Source organism: Autumnicola edwardsiae (assembly GCF_031846505.1).
GTDB classification, from domain to species: Bacteria; Bacteroidota; Bacteroidia; order Flavobacteriales; family Flavobacteriaceae; genus Autumnicola; species Autumnicola edwardsiae.
The window spans coordinates 17,990-38,693 of the sequence record NZ_JAVRHP010000019.1 but is presented as its reverse complement, the minus strand read 5'-3'; the positions used below and the strand labels follow the sequence as shown (position 1 = coordinate 38,693).

Sequence of the window (20,704 nt, the reverse complement as noted above, 5' to 3'; positions counted from 1 at the left end):
TACTAAGCTTCGGAATCCAGCGTGTTGCGGTAATAGATCTTTTCATCTAACCACTCTTGTACGGCCAATGCATGCGGCTTAGGCAATTTCTCATAAAACTTGGAAACTTCTATCTGCTCCTTGTTTTCAAAAATTTCGTCCAGACTGTCGTTATAAGTAGCAAATTCATCAAGCTTTTCAAGCAATTCCTTTTTTATTTCAGAATTGATCTGGGTAGCTCTTTTGGCAATTATTGAAATAGCCTCGTAAATATTGCTCGTCGGTGCATCTACTGCATTTCTGTCGTAAGTTACACTGTTTATCGGCGCATCTGTTTTCTTTATATCCATCTTACTATTATTATTAAAAATTCTGTAATCTCACATCTATATCATCAAGAGAAGCTTCTATTGACTCCTGGTATTCACCTTCGGGATAATATTTTTTATAAGCATCATAATATCCCCGCGCCTCTACCAGACGCTCTTGCATTAATTGCAGGTAACTGTTAATTGCCAGTTCGTAAGCTGCATCAAATTTGTAATAAAAAGCAGCTTCCCTAAAAGGGGAACCAGGATAAGTGGTAATAAAATTATCAAAAGAAACAACCGCAGCTTTATAATCCATTGTTTTATGGTACTGCTTGGCAATTTCATAAGCTTTTTTCTCAAGCTTTATTCGCAACTCTGTAGCCATATCGTTGGCCTGCTCTGCATATTCCCCTTCAGGATAAGTATCGAGATAGGTTTGTAGCAGGACTACAGCTTTATCTGTTTCTGTTTGATCAAGATTATAGCTTGGCGACTCATGATAGTTACTGGCAGCCATTTTAAACATGGCTTCCTCGGCTTTCTCACTCTCGGAATACGTCTGTAGAAAACGTTCAAATTCAAAGGATGCCAGGAGATAGTCCCCAACATGATAATAAGAATCTGCAACAAGATAACTTATTCGCTGCCCCTGTGGCTTTCCTCTAAACTGAGGCATAATTTGTTCAAACAGGCGCAAAGCTTTTCTAAACTTTTTATTGCTGTCCTCTTCCACGCCTTCATCGTACAAATTCTCAGCGTAAGCGTATTTTTCCCCGGTATCTTCACTCTTCAGCATCTTTTGATATTCACTGCAGGACACTGTAAGCAATACAAGGAGTAGTAGGATTCCTTTTTTCATCATTTGTAAAAACATCTGGCAAAAGTACATTTTTCTGCACTATAAAAAAAACTTTCCATAGCTACAAGAATAACCTTAAAATCAACAAATTATTGTAACCGATGCAAAACTTTCTAAACACGCTTCAGCCTTATATCGCTACTAAAGATTAAAAAGCTTCAAGAAAAGCTTCAATTTTCTTCTGAAGGGAATCTGTCGCCTTTACCAGCGGTAAACGCAGGTTATTTTTGCACAAATCCTTTTTGGCCAGCAAAGTCTTAATTCCGGAAGGATTTCCTTCAGCAAATATAAGGTTTATAGAAGGTGCTATTTTGTAATGAAGTTTGTAGGCCTCTTTGGATTTTCCTTCCAGCCCGAGCCTTACCATTTCTGAAAATTCTGCAGGAAAACCCTGGCCAATTACAGAAATCACGCCTTTACCCCCGGCCAGCACCATTGGCAAAGTAATCATATCGTCTCCCGAAATCACTAGAAAATCCTGGGGCACAAGGCTAATAAGCAGCATAGCCTGTACAATGTCTCCCGCAGCCTCCTTAATTCCAATCACGTTTGGGAGGTTACGCGCAATACGATTTACAGTTTCGGGAAGGATATTGGACGAGGTCCTTCCTGGTACATTGTACAAGATCACCGGTTTTGGTGAAGCATCTGCAATGGCACGAAAATGTTGAAATATACCTTCCTGGGTGGGCTTGTTATAAAACGGTGAAACAGATAATACTGCCGCAAAATCTTCAAGATTAGATTGGCTCAGCTCTTCTACAAGGGCCATTGTATTATTTCCGCCAATACCCAATACTAAAGGAAGCCTGCCATTGTTTTTGGCAATTATCGTGGCAATAATCAGTTCTTTTTCTTCTGGAGTGAGCGTAGCGCTTTCTGCCGTAGTACCCAATACAACGAGGTAATCTACTCCGTTGTGGATCTGATTTTCCACGAGCTCTTCCAGTGCTGCAACATCTACAGAAAAATCGTTATTAAACGGAGTAATTAAAGCAACTCCTGTTCCTACCAAAGCGTCCATCTTATTCAATTTATTCAATTTCTTTTTTAATAACTTTATTCTACTTTCCTCCTTCCGGAAAGAATCGGCGAGTCTTCTGCCTAAACCTAATTTTTTTGCAAAAATATTATTGTTTTTCAGGTGTGCAATAAGAATTTTACTCCTGTTTCCTTTTATCCTGAAATTTTTCAATTTAATCTGAATTCAAAAGAAAAATATTTATTAATCTTTCACTTCCGGAAAAAAAATTATGGCCAAAATCCTTTCAGCAAAGTGTAATTACAGCTTACGAATTAATTTCAGCAATAAAGTATTTTTCCAATCCTAAAAAGTTCCTGATAAAAAGATCCGATCAAAGCCTACTGCCGATTTTGGCAATTTTTGAGCTTTAATGAACACATTTCCAGGTTTCCTGATTTAAAGGGGCACAAATGTAAATAAAATCTGTAAAGACTATAGCACCAAAAGGATTCGTGAAGTAGTTGTACTACATTATTTAACACCTTTACATTTTTTGTGAAATGCTATACATCAATTTTTTCAAAAGGTCTCTGGTAGGCGAGATATCTAAAGAAAATTGCGGAGGTTCAGTTTTTTCTCCTTTGTGGTGAAAAAATAAAAAATAAACATGGCAGTAGCGAAATGCAGGATATTCTCTACCAATTTAATTCCCAGGTCCAGCAGGTACATCTGCTGCATTTTTTCAAAAATATCGGCAAAAATAATAGCCAGCACAAGGGCAACAAAAAATACCGATTTTCTCGAGTAGGAATTGGTATAATACAGGAGTGCTACAACAGCCAAAAGAAGAAGGCTAAAATAATAGAGTGCATAAATACTGAGCTCTGTCGTACTACCAGAATGTCCTTTGATATTTAAAAGATGAAGTGTAAATAAGTACCCGTTAATGCACAAAAGAAAGCCCCCGAAAAGTAAAACAAAATTGTTGGATCTAATTTTTTTGGTAAACCTTAGTGCTTCCCTGCTCAACAAGAAATACCCCGCCACAAGCAGCAAGAGTCTAAGACCATTAAAATACCAGCTTCCCGGCACGAAAAGAATTAATTCTGCCATAAAAAACACAAAAACAAAGCTTAGAATATTTTGGTTTGAAAAGCTTAACTGTTGGGAAAATAGAATTAGTGGTAGTACAAAAAAGAAAAGGCGGGAAACTTCCTGCAGCCAATCTACCTGGAATAATACAGCAAAAATATTTATTGTGAGAACCACGCAGGCCAGGGGCAGACAGATTTTTTTTATCTTCATTAATTAGATTTTTGGGCGCACCAATTTAAGAAAATTTTAGCAATTGTTGAATCAGTAGGAAATTTTATTTAAAAAATTAGACTTGAAATAAATTTTCGGATTAAAAACAGCAATTCTATCTTTACCCTTTCAATAAGATAGAATGAAGAAACCACAGAAAATTATATTCGTCTTAGGTCTGGCCGCTCTTATCTCCTGCAATAGTAAAGCTTACCACAATGCGGAAATAACAAGTGATCGAATTCCGATAGATCAGGCAGTAGAAGAAGATACAGCCATTGCCAATTTTATACAGCCATATAAAGAACATCTTAATGCCACTTTGGATAGTACATTGGCTTATAATCCCGCTTACCTCTCAAAATCTGAAGGGACGTTAAACACAGCCATAGGAAACCTTATGGCCGATATTGTGATGGAGCAGGCTGGTCCGGTTTTCCTAAAACGAACGGGAAATCAAATAGATATGGTTTTACTGAACCAGGGCGGAATTCGCTCTACCCTGAATCAGGGAAATATTTCTGCACGATCTGCCTACGCCCTTATGCCTTTTGAAAACGAGATTGTGGTTGCGGAACTCAGCGGCTCCAAAATTCTGGAAATGTTGCGTTACCTTGAGGATGCGGGCACTCCACATCCCCTTAGCGGAATTAAGATTCGGGTGAATAGTGATTATAAAGTAACCAGGGCGGAGATAAATGGACAGGAAATAGATAGTAGCCGGAACTATTTTGTGGCTACTTCAGATTATCTACAGCAGGGTGGGGATAATATGGACTTTTTTAAAGATCCTGTAGCGCTTTACAATGTAGATTATAAACTACGGAATGCTATTATCGATTATTTCTCCAAAGTAGACACTCTGGATGCCAAAATAGATGATCGCTACATCCTGATTAAATAAAAAGTTCTTCCGCAGCTTTTAAAATAACGAGAAGCGCTCTTTAAAACTAAATTATTATGAAAAGAAGAAATTTTATCTGGCAAACCTCAGCGGCCACAGCTTTTGTGGGCATTGGCGGATTATCGTCACTCTCGTTTAAACCTGCAGCCAGGAAACATATTACCATCCTTCATACTAACGACGTTCACAGTCACATTGAGCCATTTGGGCCAAATGATCCGCGCAACGCCAATATGGGCGGAGTAGCACGAAGAGCCACTTTGGTGGAAAAGATAAGGCGGGAAAATCCAAATACACTCCTTTTTGATGCCGGCGATATCTTTCAGGGTACACCTTATTTTAATTTCTATGGTGGAGAACTGGAGTTTAAATTAATGAGCAAAATGAAGTACGATGCCGCTACTATAGGCAACCATGACTTTGATAATGGCATCGACGGACTTTATGCCCAGCTTCCGCACGCCGATTTTAATTTTATTTCTTCTAATTATGATTTTAGCAATACGGTTTTAGACGGTCATACTTTGCCACTGCAGGTATTCACAAAAGATGGGGTGAAAATTGGCATTTTTGGACTAGGGATAGAACTGGAGGGATTAGTGAACCGTAAGCTTTATAAAGAGACAAAATACCTGGATCCTGTAGAAACTGCGCAGGAGATGACGCGAAGGCTAAAGGAAGATGAGCAATGCGACCTTGTTGTTTGCCTGTCACACCTGGGCTACAAGTATAATGGCAATAAGATTTCTGACCTGAAATTAGCCCGCGAAACAGAAAACATTGACCTTATTATTGGTGGACATACGCACACCTTCCTGGACAAACCCACAATTGAAACGAATAAAGCAGGTAAAAAAGTCCTTGTAAACCAGGTGGGCTGTTATGGTCTTTATCTTGGGCGGATAGACTTCTACCTGGACAGCAATAATAATATTGAAGCAAACGGAGTAAAAATTACTGTTTAAACTGAAGTACGATTTCTGCAGAAGTGAAAACTATAAATATGGGTTTCTTCTATCCAAATTTTCCTGTTACTTTGAATTACGATATTCCATACTTTTTTCTTCTTCGTACTTGGCTAATATTTCCTGCAACTTCTCCTTTTTTAAAGGTTTTGAAATAAAACCGCAAACAAAAGGATATAGCTCCTTTTGACGGGAAAAGTTTTCTATGGAAGAAGTTAATATGAATACATTAAACTGATCTTTTACTTGATCCCGGTAATCCTTAAACACATCCAGAAATTCCCACCCGGTCATTGTAGGCATATTAATATCCAGGAATAAAAAAGTTTCCCGGTTCTCGGGATTAGAGTATCTTTCTTCTATAGTGGAAAGTGCCTTCTCTGGTTGAATGAATGACTCAAAGTCAGCATTTTCGACAGTTCCCTTTATAATATATTCACAAATCAAATTATTAGTGGGATCGTCATCTACAACCATGTAATGATGCGGTCTTTTCATTATCTCTTTATCTTATGTTTAGATTTCGTCAAATTCTATTTCAAATATGGTACCCTTATTTATTTCACTTTCAATTTTTATTTTACCTCCCAGCATTTCCACCTGGGTTTTCACCATAAATAATCCCATTCCTTTACCTTTCACATGCCTGTGAAAATGTTTGTAAAGACCAAATACCTGATCCTTTTTTGTCGATAGATCAATTCCCAGCCCATTATCCATAAAGGTTAGCATAAGGCGGTTGTCCTTTTTTTCTGAAGTGATTTTAATTTCTGGTGCCAAATTGGGCCGGCGGTTTTTTATGCTGTTTGCAATAAGGTTATAAAAGATGCTGTAAAAATAGCTCTGGATGGTTTTAACTTCAGGTACACAGAATTCTGTTATGATTTGCACCTGTTCCGATTTAATTAGATCCTGAATACTTGCTTCAATAGAATTTACCAGCGACTGCAAATTAACATTTTCCTTCTTTGCATTAAGGTCCACCTTTACCTGCAAAATATGATTTAGATCATTAATCACCTGATCCAATCGCTTTACATTACAAAAGGAGTTCATTTAAAAAATTCTGTTTTACTTCCGGTGGATATCCATCCATACTCATTAGATCTGCCAGTCCCAAAATATTGGCCAGCGGGGCTCTAAGGTTGTGGGATACTATATAGGAAAATTGTTCAAGACCCTTGTTTGCAGAGACAAGCTCTTCAGTATAATCCTTCAGGCTTTCATTTAACTCTACTAACTTCAGGTTGGCCTCCTTGCGCTCAGTAACATCTTTAAAATAAACAGAGAGACCTTTTTTTGCAGGGTACGCATTTACTTCAAACCACGCCTGAGTACCCTTGAAAAAAGCTTCAAAATGCTGTGTTGTATTTTCTGTTACGGCTTTTCTAAAGTACTCTTCAAACCGGGAAAACCTGACGCCAAAAATCTGGATGAGATTTTTTCCCAAGACTTCCTGTTTGGAACGTTCCAGTACTCTTTCAGACTCACGATTCCAGTATGTTACCTGCCAATTATGATCCAGTGCAAAAAAAGCATCTCCAATACTTTCCAGTATTACTTCTTTTTCCCTAGAAGCCTTTATAACTTCTAACTCTGCTCTTTTCATTTTATTAATATCCTGAAAACTGCCATTTAAACACACACATTTACCATTCTCGAACTCCGGCCTTCCTATTATGCGTACCCATCGCTCATTTCCTTTGGCAGTTACAATCTGGAGCTCCAGCTCAAAGCAGGCATTTTTTTCTACTGCCTTATCCAGGGCTTTTACCATTGCACTTTTATCTTTACCTGGTTTAAAGTAGCTTACCGTATCCTTAAACTGAGGAGTGAAATCCTGCGGCAACTCATGTATTTCCTTAATTATAGACGACCAGTAAAGGGTATTTTCTTTCAGGTTAATTTCATAACTCCCTATCCTCGCCAGGTTGGACGCATTGTCCAGAAGGTTTCGCAATTTTCTCTTCTCGGTAATATCCTGTATCGCACCTACCATACGAATCGCTTCCCGGTTTTTATCCCGAATAATGAATCCGCGGTCTGTTACAAAAGCATAATCACCATCTGCTTTCTTAAATCGGTATTCTGCCTGCCAATTGCTTTTTTTTCCTTTCTGTGCGGCATAAATAGATTCAATTACCCCTACGGCATCCCCGGGATGTATCCTGTCTTTCCAGAAATCTATATCTGGGGAAATCGAATGTTGCGCGTAGCCGAAAAGTGTTTGAAAACCTTCACCCCACAGGATATTTCCTTTTACCAGGTCCCAGTCCCAGATAGCATCAGAAGTTGCCCTTGATACCAGTTCATACCGCCTGTTACTTTCTTTTAAAGACCGCTCTGCCTTTACACGGTCTGTAATATCAATTCCCACGCATTGCACCTCCATAGGCTCCCCTTCAGCATCTGTCAGGCATACAAAATCCCAAAGTGTTGTTTTATAAACACCGTCTTTCTGAAGTTTGTCCATCTCTACCTGAAACACTTCATTAGGATTTGCTATACAAGCCGTGAAGGTTTCCGTTACCTGTTCGTGGTGTTCTTTATAAATAGAATTAAGGGCACTTTTTCCTACTAAATCTTCAGAATAAATCCATTTAAAGTCGTTCCTGAATTTTTCGTTAGCATAGGTATAGAATCCTTCAAGGTCTGCCCTTATTAAATAATTTGTCTGGGATTTAAGGATGCCATGGTGCCGGGCCTCACTTTTCATTAACCTGTGAAGATATTCCTTACGCTCGGTTATATCCTGCACAGACCCTTTAAAAATAATACTGTTTCCATCGTTATCCTTTATCTGCTTCCCTCTCTCATGGATCCACTTTATTGTGCCATCTGGTAAAATAATACGGTGCTCAAAATCCATATCCTTAGATCCCGAGATGGCTGTCATCTGTTCCTGAATAAAATATTCCAAATCATCGGGATGAATAGTTTTAAGAAATTCATCTTTTCCAACCTGAAAAGATTCTTTTTCTCTTCCCCACATTTTATAGACCTCATCACTCCAGTAAAAGGATTGATCCTGAATGTTAATTTCCCAATATCCAAGCCTGGCTATTTTATATACCATGCGCAATTTGGACTCCTCCTCCTTAAGTCTTTCAAAAATCGCTTCTCTTTCTGTTATATCCTGTAAAACTGTTAGTATGCAATTTTTTTCTCCAAATCTAAGGCGGTAGCCCCATACCTCCATCTTAATGGGTGTTCCATCTTTTTTAAGATGAAGCGAAGGTGCGAGACGCACAGGATCACCTTTATCCCGTGTTGTCTTTATGTAAGACAGAAAATCTGGAATATCATTTTTTGGACGTAAATCGAGGATATTCATACTTAAAAACTCCTCGCGGCTGTAGTCATAGTGCCTGATCGCCGTCTCGTTTACATCCAGGATTTCCAGCGTTTCCAAATCATAAATCATGTTTGGCAATGGACTATACTGAAACAAAAGTTCATAGTTCTCTTTTGAAGCTTTTATTTCCTCTTCAGTCTTTTTCTTATCTGAAATGTCCCTTATTATAACCGACATTTTCTCCTCTCCAGATGCATCTTTAAAAACTGCAGAAGTGAGTTCTGCAGGGAATTTTATTCCTCCCTTCCTTAACATTGTGATCTCGGAATGAGCACTCCCGGTTAATTCCCGCTCCTTTATAGCTATAGCCAATCTGGGGTCAGTGCCATCTGTAACACCAGAGCGCCCCACCCTGCAAATTTCCTCTTCAGTCATTCCAAAAATCCCGCAGGCTGCGGGATTTGCTGCACGGATTTTTCCGCTGGGCTCGGTAAGCAATATTCCGTCCGCAGTGGTTTCAAAAAAAGCACGATATTTTTCTTCGCTCTCCTTTATGACTTTATTGGCTTCTTTACGTTCAGAAATATCCCGAAAATTATTAACAATCCCTTTTACTGCAGGATTGTCCAGCATATTGGTAAGTGTAGCTTCCAACCAGTGCCAGTTCCCATCCTTATGTTTAATCCTTACCACCGCTGCCTTTACCGGCTTACCAGGGTTTTCCAGGCATGCCCTCATATTTTCCTGAGCGAGCTCTCTATCATCTTTATGTGCAATATCCAGCACTTTAAGTTGCAGAGCTTCTTCTGTAGTGTAGCCAAGAATATTTTCTACTGAAGGGGATACATAGGTTGTTTCTCCATTGGGGGTAATAACCAGTACGCCATCAGCTCCGTTTTCTATCAGGCTTTTAAACTTATACTCATTGTTTTTTAATTGCCTGATGTAATTCTCCCTTTCTTTGTCGCACTTAAATTTTTCAAGCGACCTTTCCACAGCTCCGGAAAGCCTTTGCAAATTATCTTTGAGTATATAATCATCTGCACCGCTTTTCATAACTTCCACAGCACACCTATCTGAAACACCATGGGTCACAATTATGAAAGGAATAACCAGGTTTGAATCCTGAAGTATTTTAAGTGCTTTTTTGGCGTTAAAAGGTAAAACGGAATGCTCTGAGAGAATGAGGTCTGGCTCAGCTTTTTCCAGAACAGCAGAAAAATCCTTTTCTGTTTGAACCAAAAATATTTCAAGATCAAAACCTCCAGCTTTTAACGCGTCAGCAACGTGCTCCGCATCTTGAGATGAGTCTTCGATATGAACAACTTTTAGTTTTCTATTCATAATAATTCGTTGCTTCTTTCCCCTTTTATTCCTGCTTACAGCAAAGGAAACTTTAGCATTTTAATCGACCACTATAAATTTATATCGACAAAGTGATTGCTTTAACCGATCAAGGGCTAGTTGAAGATCGTAAAAATAATTTATTTTAACAAAAGGATAAGCCGTTACCTTCTGAAAATTAAAATCCAGAACTCTTTTATTTTATATTTAAATTTCTAGAAATTAATAATTTAAGTTTCCAATCCTTTTTAAGTGTTTAAAATATTTTTTTTAAGTACTCGTTTTTAGACAAGCATTAAAAACACCTATTATCTACTTTACATAATAGAAGCTCAATCTCCTTCCACTCTATGCATAACTTTCATCCTTATTAGAAGCTGCCCGAAATTTGTCAATTTTCGTCCCGTGTTTAGCTTTTTAATTCATAGTTGTCGATACCAAAATTTTATGAACCAGAAGAAAAATTTCTTCTTTCTTAAAAACAAGATTTTCAGCCATATTCCCAAAGAGCGATTCAGAAATTATAATACGCCCTGGGACATAAGAGATAATTATCTTAGCGACCTTAGTTCACAGACCGCTAAGAAGAAAAATGCAGAACTTAAAGACTTAAATCTCCCCAGGTTGCCCTATTTTAAAGATCAATTCCTGGAGCTATGTGATAAACTTGGGGTAAAATAAATTACTTCAGCATTTTTAGAAATTGGTCCTCGCTTATCAAATTTGTCCCTAGCTTTTCGGCTTTTGCAAGTTTGCTCGGGCCCATATTTTCCCCTGCAAGAAGATAATTGGTTTTGGAGGAAATAGAACCTGAAACTTTCCCGCCGTTATCCTCAATCATTTTTTTGAGCTCATTTCGCGAAACTTTCTCAAAAACCCCTGAAATTACAAAGGTATTTCCTTCCAGTTTATCTGTTTGGCTTGCGATTTTCTCTGCAGAAATCTGCATCTGCACGCCATAATCCTTCAGCCGCTCAACAATCCTCCTGTTTTCTTCGGAAGCAAAAAAATCTGCCACGCTCCACGCAATACGTTCACCAATTTCGTCTATCGCGGTAAGATCTTCTTCTGAAGCAGCCTCCAAAGCATCGATATTTTTATAATGTTTTGCCAGCTTTTTGGCTACGGTTTCCCCCACATATCTTATTCCCAGCGCAAAAAGCACCCTTTCGAAAGGGATTTCCTTTGATTTTTCTATTCCATTAATTAGGTTTTCAGCAGATTTATCGGCCATACGTTCCAGGGGCAGAATATCCTCTTTTTTAAGTGTATAGAGATCTGCGTAATTGGCAATCAGTTTTTCACTTACCAGAAGGTTTACTGTTTCCCCGCCAAGACCTTCAATATCCATGGCTTTTCTAGATATATAATGCTGAATACGGCCGTTTATTTGCGGAGGGCAACCATTGTAATTAGGGCAATAATGCGCGGCTTCGCCTTCGTTTCTAATTAATTCAGTATCACATTCTGGGCAGGTTTGTGCATATTCTGTAGGCTTGGAATCAGGATCTCTTTTAGTGAAATCCACACCCACAATTTTCGGAATTATTTCCCCGCCTTTTTCAACAAACACCGTATCTCCTTCTCTGATATCAAGTTTCTCGATTTGATCTGCATTATGCAAAGAAGCTCTTTTTACCACAGTGCCCGCAAGCTGCACAGGCTGCAGGTTTGCCACGGGAGTAATCGCACCGGTTCGTCCTACCTGGTACGTAATTTTGTTCAACTTTGTACTCTCCTGCTCTGCCTTAAATTTATAAGCCATCGCCCAACGCGGAGATTTAGCGGTATATCCCAGCTCATCCTGTTGATGAAAACTGTTCACCTTTACCACCACGCCATCGGTCTCATACGGTAAATCGTGGCGGTGCACATCCCAGTAATTTACATAGTCCATTACTGCCGAAGTGCTGGTTTTCAACTCCGATTCATCGGGTACTTTAAAACCCCATTCCCTGGCCTTCTGAAGGCTCTCAAACTGGGATTTTATATTGATATTTTCACCTGTAATATTATAAAGTAAACAGTCTAATGGGCGCTTTGCAACCTCTGCACTGTCCTGAAGTTTTAAACTTCCCGAAGCAGTATTTCTTGGATTAGCATAAGGTTCTTCCCCGGCTTCCACGCGCTCTGCATTCATCTTTGCAAAACCTTCATACGGAAGCACAATTTCCCCGCGAATATGAAATTTTTCAGGGTAATCCCCTTTTAGTTTTAAAGGGACAGATCGTATGGTTTTTACATTATTGGTTACATCGTCGCCCTGGATCCCGTCGCCCCGGGTTACTGCCCTTACCAACTGACCATTTTCATATGTTAAGCTGATGGAAGCCCCGTCATACTTTAGCTCGCAAACATATTCCACTTTCCCGTCTACCAGTTTTTTAACCCTCTTTTCCCAATCTTCCAGTTCTTCCTTAGAATAAGAATTGGACAAAGAATACATTCTGAAATCATGCACCACAGTACCGAAACTTTTTGTTACTGCGCCGCCAACCCGTTGTATAGGTGAATTTTCATCAGCAAATTCAGGATGTTGTTCTTCCAGCTCCTGCAATTCCTTCAGCTTTATATCAAAATCAAAATCACTGATTTCAGATTTATCCAGCACGTAATAATTGTAGTTGTGCTGCTGCAACTCTTCGCGAAGCTGGTTTATTTTCTTTTCAACGTCCATTTTTTAAAGGAAATCATTAAGGTTAAAGTGTTTTTAGCTGTTCGTCCTGATAAACAATCCGGCATTTCTGATTTTCATATATAAAATCCAAACTAAATTCTGAACTAAAGGCTTTATCGTCTACGGGAAACCAGTCTTTTAGATCTTTATTGATCATAATGATCAGACCTTCTGCATCTCCAATAGCGCAGAATTTCTCGAGATTGCCGTCAAAAATTTCGAGACAGCATTCCCTGTGAAGAAAAAAGAATTTCTCTTCAATATTGGTAGTTGCCAGACCAATTTCTGCAATACCGGAGATGCTTTCTGAAGAAAAATACGCCAGTTGCTTGGGGTTTAAATTGCGCCTGGAAATAAACTCGAGAATATTTTTATCGGCATCATAAAAGTAAACCGACTTCGCATTCCAGTTACTGAAATCCACAATTTCATCCTCCCCGCTTTTCTGGATTTCCACCTTATTTTTCAGCCACTGCAAGGCTTCATTTTCTTCATTGTCCGGGATATGAAAGGCGATATGATAAGGCGTGGCATCTTCTTTTTTCTCAAATCTCAACACCGAATAGCCCAAAGTAAGCTCAAAGCTATCTTCATCTTCGTTTTCGATTTCCAGACCCATAACATCCCGGTAAAAAGCCATTTGCGCTTCGAGATTAGAGGTGAAAACCTGCAATTTTTCAATCTTCATTTCGGGAGTTTTAGGTCTGACTTTTATTTAGCCATTTAGGGACGGCCAGTGGTTTAAAATTAGCCATTTTTTCCAGCAGTTCCTCAATATCTTCAGCAACAAGCAACAGGTCGAAATTTGCCTTTTTCAGCAGTCCTTTGCGCACCATGGTCTTCAGCATTTCAATAAGCGCGTCGTAATAGCCGTTACTATTTAAAAGTCCAATTGGATGTTGATGCAGTCCAAGTTGCGCCCAGGTAATAATTTCAAAAAGCTCCTCAAAAGTCCCAAAACCACCGGGAAGAGCAATAAAACCCTCACTTAATTCATGCATTTTCATCTTGCGCTCGTGCATATCCTGCGTAACAACAAGTTGTGGTAAATTTGGGTGCACCACTTCTTTAGTTTGCAAAAAATCCGGGATCACACCGGTTACATCGCCTCCATTTTCCAGCACGCCATTAGCCACCTGCCCCATAAGGCCAAGCTGACTGCCTCCATAAATTAATTTTATCTTCTTTTTTGCCAGGGTTTCCCCTAATTGGTATGCTTCCTGCAAAATAATATCATCATTCCCGTCGCTGCTGCCACAAAATACCGCTATACTTTTCATTTAAACTGAAATTTTCTTAGTTGTCATTTTTATTGCCTCTCAGCATTCTATAATTGCCGAAAATGTCCTTTTTCAGGCATGCTTTAAAACCAAATTTTTTCACCAGAAATTTGGTTTCTTTAGCTAAATATTGGTTAATTTCAAAATACAATTTTCCCTCTGGACGCAGGGCTTTTTTTGCCAGTTTTGCTATTTTTTCATAGAAAATCAGCGGATTCTGGTTCTCCACATAAAGGGCCAGTGCAGGTTCGTAATCCAACACGTTTCGCTGCATCTCTTTTTTCTCCAGTTCCCGCACGTAGGGTGGATTGGAGACGATAATATCAAAATTCTCTAGCTTTTTAAGCTCCAGAACATCCTGCTGAATAAAATTTATGTTCACCGCATTTGATTCAGCATTCTTTTTGGCTATTTTCAATGCTTTTTCTGAAATATCCATTGCAGAAATTTCAGCATTTGGAAGGTTTTTGGCCAGGCTCACCGCAATACACCCGCTACCCGTCCCAATATCCAGGATTTTCAGCTTTTCTTCGGAAGAAACGCCGTCCAGGATCCATTGCACCAGCTCTTCGGTCTCGGGCCTCGGGATTAGCACCCCTTCAGCCACTTTAAATTTTAATCCGAAGAATTCCGTGGTACCTAAAATATATTGGATTGGGTGATGATCCTTCAGTTTTAAGGTGGCACTCTTAAAATGACAATTTTCGGCCTCAGCTATTTCGCGCGTTGGTTCCAACGCCATTTCCAGCCTGCTCATGCCCAGATATTCTTCTGCCAGCAAATTGAAAAAAGAATCAATCTCCTCCCGCGGGTATTCTTCTTCCAGTTCTTTCCTGAATTTTATTTTAAGATCTCTTAGTAGCAAGCTTTATATATTCTTATTATCTATTATTATTGCTAGGAAAAGCTAAAAGCTGAAGGCCTGAAGCCTTAGGTTCTGGCCGGGATATATTATTTTAACAAACCTACAAGGTTTTAAAACCTTGCAGGATCACCCTCTACACACTTATTCCCTCTTTTACTCTTTCACTCTTTCACTCTTTAACTTTTTTACCTTCAAACTATCAACTTTCCAGCTCTTTCAACATCCAAACCGTACAATTATAATGACCCGTATCGCCTAAAGGTTTTTCAAGATTCTGAAATCCGGTTTTCTTATACAGTTTTCGGGCATCCTTCATATAAGGCAAAGTTTCAATATAACATTTTTGAAAGCCTTTGCTTTTGGCAAATTTCAGGCAGGTATCCATCATTTGGGTGCCAAGGCCTTTCCCTCTTGCTTCAGGAAGAAAATACATTTTCTGAAGTTCACAAACTTCCTCTTCAAGACCTTTTAGAGGTGCAATTCCCGCACATCCTATAATTTTACCTTCATTTTCGATAATGAAGTATTCCATTCGCGGGAAATCATAAGTGGCATACATATCCTCCAGCGCCTTATCTTCATAAGCAGTACCAACTTTAGGTACGCCCATTTCGACTAAAACGGCTCTTATAACTTTGGCAACTTCCTGATTATCTTCCGGTTGAATTTTACGAATTTTCAAAGCGCTCATTCTTACTTATTAATCTTATTTTTGGGGTGTGAAGATACATGAAAAATATATAAAAAGGTGTATCGACCTTGCTCGCAATGGCCTTGGGAGGACCTATCCCAACCCCATGGTAGGCAGCGTGGTTGTTCATAAAAACAAAATAATTGGCGAAGGCTGGCATCAAAAGGCAGGCCTGCCTCATGCCGAGGTAAATGCAATAAATTCAGTAAAAAACCAGGAGCTTTTGCCAGAGAGTACAATTTATGTAAGCCTGGAACCCTGTAGCCATTTTGGTAAAACTCCGCCATGCAGTGATTTAATTATTGCTAAAGGAATTAAAAAAGTGGTGATTGGCACCGTAGATCCTTTTGCTGAAGTTGCCGGGAGAGGAATCAAAAAGCTGATGGATGCCGGGTGTGAAGTTGCAATGGGTATTTTGGAAAAAGATTGCCGGGAACTTAACAAGCGCTTTTTTACTTTTCACCAGGAAAAGCGGCCGTATATTATCCTGAAATGGGCGCAGACCAGCGACAAATTTCTTGCTCCGGAAAGTAAAGAAAAGCGGGCGCCGGTTTGGATTACGGGATCGATTTCTAAACAACTGGTACACAAATGGAGAGCAGAAGAACAGGCAATTTTAGTGGGAACAAATACTGCTATTGAAGATAACCCAAAACTGAATACCCGGCTGTGGAAAGGAGCAAATCCTGTGCGGGTCGTCCTTGACAGGAGCGGCAGGATTCCGAAGAAATCTGCTGTACTCGATGGTAGCATAAAAACCATTGTTTTTACTGAAAACTCCGATTCTTGTTCTTCGGAAATTGATCCAGATTCCTTTCAAAATTCTGAAAATCTGATTTTTGAAAAAATAGATTTTGAAACTGAAATCGCTCCGCAAATCTGTGAAATTCTTTATAAACACGAACTGCAATCGGTTATTATTGAAGGAGGCGCAAAAACGCTTCAAACGTTTATAGATGCAGGTTTATGGGATGAGGCAAGGGTTTTTACAGGAAAAGTTAGGTTTAATTCCGGAGTAAAAAGTCCGCAATTAAATGGCAGGTTAGTTAACGAGCAGGAAATTGCTGATGATCATTTAAAAATTTACACCAATGGTAAGCACAATAATATTTGATTTTGGAGACGTATTTGTAAACCTGGACAAAGCCGCCACCGCAAAGGAGCTCGATAATTGCCAAATTTCATCCCTCTCTGAAGACATTTTGGAGAAAAATCTTCAGTACGAAAAGGGTTTAATTTCTTCTGAAGATTTTACAGCGGCTTATTGTTCAGAATATAACCAGCTTAGCAAAGAACAAATGCTGAACTCCTGGAACGCAATTCTAGTGGATTTTCCGAAGTATCGCTTCGATTTTATTAAAAAAATTTCCGAAGAAAAGGATTTTCAGCTTATCCTGTTAAGCAATACCAACGAAATCCATATTGACTGGATCAAAAACAATGTGCCGTTCTTTGAGGATTTTAAAAACTGCTTCGACGCATTTTACCTATCGCACGAAATTAATTTCAGAAAACCAGATGCTGAGATTTATGAATTTGTACTAAAAAAGCACGATCTTAAACCTGAAGAATGCCTTTTTATTGATGACACCAAAGAAAATACAGATGCTGCAAAGGCGCTGGGAATCCACACCTGGAATATTAAGCCTACCCGGGAAGATGTGATAGATCTTTTTACCACTAAGCAGGAATTATTTTGATTTACCTCCTGCTAAGCATTTTATCTTCGAGTATAATATTTGTAGTGTTTAAACTCTACACAAAATTCGGGATAAACACCCTACAGGCGATTATTGTAAACTACTACATTGCCTGTACCGTAGGATTTTTTGGGTATATCGAAAACTTTGATATTTCCAGAGTACCTGCGGAGTCGTGGTTTCCGGGAACGCTGTTCCTGGGGGTGATGTTTATCAGCGTTTTTTACCTGGCGGCGCTTACCACTCAAAAAAGCGGACTTTCGGTAGTTTCTGTAGCTACAAAAATGTCGGTAGCTATCCCGGTTTTCTTCGGCATGTTCCTCTACAACGAAAACACCGGAATTTTAAAAATTATTGGTATATTTTTAGCTTTAGCTTCAGTATATCTTACGTCTATAAAGAAAAAAGAAGGCATTAGTATTAAAAAGAAAAACCTCATCTTTCCGCTTCTGGTTTTTCTTGGAAGCGGGATAATAGATGCCACTATAAAGTTCCTGGAGACCAGTTATGTTTCAGAAAGTGATGTGGGGCTTTTCTCCTCTACAATCTTTGCCATTGCAGGAACTATTGGAACAGGTATTCTACTCTATCAGGTGCTTACAGGCGGGTTAAAAATAACAATGAGGAATATTTTAGGCGGAATTGCCCTGGGGATTCCCAATTACTTTTCAATTTACTTCCTGGTAATGGCACTGCGAAGCCCGGAGTTTGACAGTTCCTCAATTTTTACGATGAATAATGTTGGGATTGTAAGTGTTTCCACTTTACTTGGAATTGCTTTTTTTGAAGAACGGCTTATCAGGAAAAACTGGATAGGAATTAGCCTGGCGATAATAAGCATAATTCTTGTTGCACAAAGCTAAGCACCAAAAATGGCAATTTACGGCATCTAAATTCGTTAAAAATGAAAGACACGTACAAAAGCATCACAAAACCTTCTAGCGAAGTACTGTTTAAAGACCGGAACTCTAAATTTTTTGGTTATGCTTTCCCCGTAAAGACTGAAGAAGAGATAAACATTTATCTGGAGGAATTAAAAACCAAACACCATAAAGCCCGTCACTGGTGTTATGCTTGGCAATTGGGCAAGGAGGATTTTCATTATCGCGCAAACGACGACGGGGAGCCTTCCAACTCGGCAGGAATGCCAATCTATGGACAAATTCAATCTTTTGAAGTCACTAATATCCTTATTGTGGTGGTGCGTTATTTTGGCGGAGTAAAACTTGGTGTTGGCGGGTTAATTAACGCTTATAAGACCGCAGCGCAAATGGCTTTGGAAGCTTCTGAAACGATTACGCGTAGTATAGACCGTGTTTTTCTGATAAAATTTGATTATCCTGAAATGAATGTGGTGATGCGGATGATCAAAGAAAATAACTTAAATGTGCTGGATCAAAAATTAGAATTGGATTGTAAGATAATTCTTTCGATTAGAAAAAATGAAGCTGATGAAATTTTTGAGAAATTTGATGCTACCTATAAAGTTAACATTAAGGAGCTGGATCTTTAGAAGCCTAATCTTTCAAGAATATTTGGTGGGCATTTTACTGGTTTTCTAGTGCCAGAATCCATGAAAACGAGGACCGTATTTGCGGTTGTGATCAATTCTTCTTTCTCATTAAAAATTGAATAGTCAAAAGCGATTTTTACGCCGGGTTTTTCCTTCAGACGGGTTTCAATTTTAAGAATTTCATCAAAGGTCGCAGGCCTTAAAAATTTAAAAGAAAGTTCGAAAACGGGAAGCATAATTCCATTAGTTTCCATACTCTTATAAGAAATCCCTAACTCGGTAAGCCAGTCTATACGGGCCATTTCAAGATATTGAGCATAATTACCGTGATGCACCACACCCATCTGGTCGGTTTCTGCATAACGAACTTTAACATGAGAAATGTGGGATTTCATAGCCTAAAATATAGTATAATTGGACAAGGTTTTGTACTTTCAATGACAGATGGAAGTATGCATAAAATTTTCTTAAAATTCAACCTTAAAAGGATTTTTTTTTCAGATAATTTGTTCACATATTTGTTCTGCCTAAGTACAGAAAGTAACGCTTCTCTGTGCAACGAATTTGAACTTTCTACTAACCTATTAATAAGTCAAAATTAGCATGTCGGAAACTGCGCAATCAGTTTGGAATAGCTGTCTAGCTTTTATTAAGGACAATATCACACCTCAGGCCTATAAAACCTGGTTTGAACCAATACAAGCTGTAAAACTTACCGATTGTGCTCTTAGCATTCAGGTACCTTCCAAGTTTTTCTATGAATGGCTGGAAGAACACTATGTTAAATTATTAAAAGTTTCTCTTACCCGGGAATTGGGTGAAAAAGCAAAACTGGTATATGTTATCAAGATGGAAAACACCTATGGTAACAAGTTGCCTTTTACTGAAAAAATACCTAGCAGCCAGCGAAGCAACATGACTTCGCAGGAAGTTGATGTTCCTATTAAAAACAAGAATCCTGAGCTTAAAAATCCGTTTATTATTCCAGGAATAAGAAATGTAAAAATTGAGTCTCAGCTTAACCCCAGCTATAGTTTCGACAATTTTCTTGAAGGTGATTCCAACAGGCTGGCACGCTCTGCCGGAATGGCGGTGGCCAACAAGCCGGGAGGCACTTCTTTTAATCCGCTTTTAATCTTTGGAGGTGTTGGATTGGGAAAAACGCACCTGGCACATGCTATTGGAGTTGAAATAAAAGATAAATATCCCGAGAAAACCGTTTTATATATTTCCGCAGAAAAATTTACCCAACAGTATATTGAGTCGGTTAAAAAGAATAACAGGAACGATTTTATTCATTTTTACCAGATTATAGATGTGCTGATCGTCGATGATATCCAGCTTCTCTCCGGAAAAGCAGGAACCCAGGATGTCTTTTTTCACATTTTTAACCATCTGCACCAAAATGGGAAGCAGGTGATCCTTACCAGCGATAAGGCTCCAGTAGACATGCAGGATATTGAACAACGCCTTTTATCGAGGTTTAAATGGGGACTTTCTGCAGAACTTCAAAACCCCGATTTTGAAACAAGGGTTTCTATAATAAAGAATAAACTCTATCGTGACGGCGTAGAAATGCCTGAAGATATTGTAGAGTTTTTAGCAAATAATATTAAAACCAACATTCGGGAACTGGAAGGCGCGATAATTTCCTTAATCGCCCACTCTTCCTTTAACAAGAAAGATATTACGCTGGATCTGGCTAAGAAGATCGTGGACAATTATGTGAAGAACACTAAGCGCGAAGTTTCCATAGATTATATCCAGAAAGTAGTGAGTGATTATTTCCAGATGGATGTAGACACGCTACAATCCAAAACCCGAAAAAGACATATTGTACAGGCAAGGCAAATCGCCATGTTTTTTGCAAAAAAATTCACTAAAGCTTCTCTTGCCAGTATAGGCTCACAGATTGGCAGCAGAGATCATGCTACTGTACTTCACGCCTGTAAAACGGTAGATAACCTGGCGGCAACAGATAAGCAGTTTAAGAAATTTGTGGAAGATCTAAACAAAAAACTTACGATATAAACTCTTCCTGAATTCTGGAAC

21 protein-coding genes are annotated in these 20,704 nt (G+C 38.9%); 8 read left to right on the top strand and 13 right to left on the bottom strand.

The genetic code is table 11. The annotated features are described in order from the left end of the window. Window positions 1-2: 2 nt before the first annotated feature. The 4 genes from RM529_RS05655 to RM529_RS05640 form a co-directional block, all read right to left on the bottom strand. Window positions 3-329 (bottom strand): DNA-directed RNA polymerase subunit omega, encoded by a 327-nt coding sequence (locus RM529_RS05655; protein WP_311483781.1) that lies wholly within the window; start codon window positions 327-329, stop codon window positions 3-5. A 13-nt stretch (window positions 330-342) separates the two neighbouring features. Next, a complete protein-coding gene (locus tag RM529_RS05650; protein ID WP_311483780.1) occupies window positions 343-1,152 on the bottom strand; it encodes an outer membrane protein assembly factor BamD in 810 nt (269 codons plus the stop codon). A 145-nt stretch (window positions 1,153-1,297) separates the two neighbouring features. Beyond that, the gene (gene dapA / locus RM529_RS05645; protein ID WP_311483779.1) at window positions 1,298-2,173 is read right to left on the bottom strand and encodes a 4-hydroxy-tetrahydrodipicolinate synthase; all 876 of its coding nucleotides are present in this window, start codon (window positions 2,171-2,173) and stop codon (window positions 1,298-1,300) included. Window positions 2,174-2,719: 546 nt separating this feature from the next. After that, on the bottom strand, window positions 2,720-3,418 hold the full coding sequence (locus tag RM529_RS05640) for a hypothetical protein (protein WP_311483778.1): 699 nt from the start codon (window positions 3,416-3,418) through the stop codon (window positions 2,720-2,722). A 142-nt stretch (window positions 3,419-3,560) separates the two neighbouring features. On the opposite strand from RM529_RS05640, the gene RM529_RS05635 reads away from it, so the two are divergent. Next, complete coding sequence (locus RM529_RS05635) at window positions 3,561-4,322, top strand: 5'-nucleotidase C-terminal domain-containing protein (protein WP_311483777.1); 762 nt, start codon at window positions 3,561-3,563, stop codon at window positions 4,320-4,322. Window positions 4,323-4,378: 56 nt separating this feature from the next. Next, the gene (locus RM529_RS05630; RefSeq protein ID WP_311483776.1) at window positions 4,379-5,287 is read left to right on the top strand and encodes a bifunctional metallophosphatase/5'-nucleotidase; all 909 of its coding nucleotides are present in this window, start codon (window positions 4,379-4,381) and stop codon (window positions 5,285-5,287) included. A gap of 66 nt (window positions 5,288-5,353) precedes the next feature. On the opposite strand, the gene RM529_RS05625 is transcribed toward RM529_RS05630, so the two are convergent. Genes RM529_RS05625 through RM529_RS05615 form a run of 3 tightly spaced genes read right to left on the bottom strand, consistent with a single transcriptional unit; the run spans window position 5,354 to window position 9,926 of the window. Further along, the gene (locus tag RM529_RS05625) at window positions 5,354-5,785 is read right to left on the bottom strand and encodes a response regulator (protein ID WP_311483775.1); all 432 of its coding nucleotides are present in this window, start codon (window positions 5,783-5,785) and stop codon (window positions 5,354-5,356) included. A gap of 18 nt (window positions 5,786-5,803) precedes the next feature. Next, window positions 5,804-6,343, bottom strand: coding sequence for a sensor histidine kinase (locus tag RM529_RS05620; RefSeq protein WP_311483774.1), 540 nt, complete (start codon window positions 6,341-6,343; stop codon window positions 5,804-5,806). Then, window positions 6,327-9,926 carry a PAS domain-containing response regulator gene (locus tag RM529_RS05615; RefSeq protein ID WP_311483773.1) on the bottom strand — a complete coding sequence of 1,200 codons (3,600 nt, stop codon included), beginning with the start codon at window positions 9,924-9,926 and terminating at the stop codon, window positions 6,327-6,329. The genes RM529_RS05620 and RM529_RS05615 overlap by 17 nt, the downstream gene beginning before the upstream one ends. Before the next feature lie 447 nt (window positions 9,927-10,373). On the opposite strand from RM529_RS05615, the gene RM529_RS05610 reads away from it, so the two are divergent. After that, a complete protein-coding gene (locus tag RM529_RS05610; protein ID WP_311483772.1) occupies window positions 10,374-10,607 on the top strand; it encodes a hypothetical protein in 234 nt (77 codons plus the stop codon). Between the two features lies 1 nt (window position 10,608). Here RM529_RS05610 and ligA read toward each other — a convergent pair whose 3' ends face one another. From ligA to RM529_RS05585, 5 genes are all read right to left on the bottom strand, one after another. Next, window positions 10,609-12,603 (bottom strand): NAD-dependent DNA ligase LigA, encoded by a 1,995-nt coding sequence (ligA, locus tag RM529_RS05605; RefSeq protein ID WP_311483771.1) that lies wholly within the window; start codon window positions 12,601-12,603, stop codon window positions 10,609-10,611. Between the two features lie 22 nt (window positions 12,604-12,625). Next, window positions 12,626-13,291, bottom strand: a complete 666-nt coding sequence (locus RM529_RS05600) for a VOC family protein (protein ID WP_311483770.1) — start codon at window positions 13,289-13,291, stop codon at window positions 12,626-12,628. A gap of 10 nt (window positions 13,292-13,301) precedes the next feature. After that, window positions 13,302-13,883, bottom strand: coding sequence for an LOG family protein (locus RM529_RS05595; RefSeq protein ID WP_311483769.1), 582 nt, complete (start codon window positions 13,881-13,883; stop codon window positions 13,302-13,304). A 16-nt stretch (window positions 13,884-13,899) separates the two neighbouring features. After that, window positions 13,900-14,748 carry a peptide chain release factor N(5)-glutamine methyltransferase gene (gene prmC / locus RM529_RS05590; RefSeq protein ID WP_311483768.1) on the bottom strand — a complete coding sequence of 283 codons (849 nt, stop codon included), beginning with the start codon at window positions 14,746-14,748 and terminating at the stop codon, window positions 13,900-13,902. A gap of 199 nt (window positions 14,749-14,947) precedes the next feature. After that, window positions 14,948-15,439 carry a GNAT family N-acetyltransferase gene (locus RM529_RS05585; RefSeq protein WP_311483767.1) on the bottom strand — a complete coding sequence of 164 codons (492 nt, stop codon included), beginning with the start codon at window positions 15,437-15,439 and terminating at the stop codon, window positions 14,948-14,950. Between the two features lie 28 nt (window positions 15,440-15,467). On the opposite strand from RM529_RS05585, the gene ribD reads away from it, so the two are divergent. The 4 genes from ribD to RM529_RS05565 are packed head-to-tail and all read left to right on the top strand — an operon-like array spanning window position 15,468 to window position 18,652. Next, a complete protein-coding gene (gene ribD, locus RM529_RS05580) occupies window positions 15,468-16,553 on the top strand; it encodes a bifunctional diaminohydroxyphosphoribosylaminopyrimidine deaminase/5-amino-6-(5-phosphoribosylamino)uracil reductase RibD (RefSeq protein WP_311483766.1) in 1,086 nt (361 codons plus the stop codon). Further along, entirely contained in the window at window positions 16,531-17,139 is a 609-nt protein-coding gene (locus RM529_RS05575) for an HAD family hydrolase (RefSeq protein ID WP_311483765.1), read from the top strand. The genes ribD and RM529_RS05575 overlap by 23 nt, the downstream gene beginning before the upstream one ends. After that, entirely contained in the window at window positions 17,136-18,002 is an 867-nt protein-coding gene (locus tag RM529_RS05570) for an EamA family transporter (protein ID WP_311483764.1), read from the top strand. Before RM529_RS05575 ends, RM529_RS05570 begins: the two co-directional genes overlap by 4 nt. Window positions 18,003-18,043: 41 nt before the next feature. Then, window positions 18,044-18,652, top strand: coding sequence for an IMPACT family protein (locus RM529_RS05565; protein ID WP_311483763.1), 609 nt, complete (start codon window positions 18,044-18,046; stop codon window positions 18,650-18,652). On the opposite strand, the gene RM529_RS05560 is transcribed toward RM529_RS05565, so the two are convergent. After that, window positions 18,649-19,047: an acyl-CoA thioesterase gene (locus tag RM529_RS05560; RefSeq protein WP_311483762.1), complete on the bottom strand. Its 399-nt coding sequence runs from the start codon at window positions 19,045-19,047 to the stop codon at window positions 18,649-18,651. The two genes, RM529_RS05565 and RM529_RS05560, sit on opposite strands and share 4 nt — an antisense overlap. Before the next feature lie 208 nt (window positions 19,048-19,255). On the opposite strand from RM529_RS05560, the gene dnaA reads away from it, so the two are divergent. Further along, complete coding sequence (gene dnaA, locus RM529_RS05555; protein WP_311483761.1) at window positions 19,256-20,683, top strand: chromosomal replication initiator protein DnaA; 1,428 nt, start codon at window positions 19,256-19,258, stop codon at window positions 20,681-20,683. The last annotated feature ends 21 nt before the right edge of the window (window positions 20,684-20,704 follow it).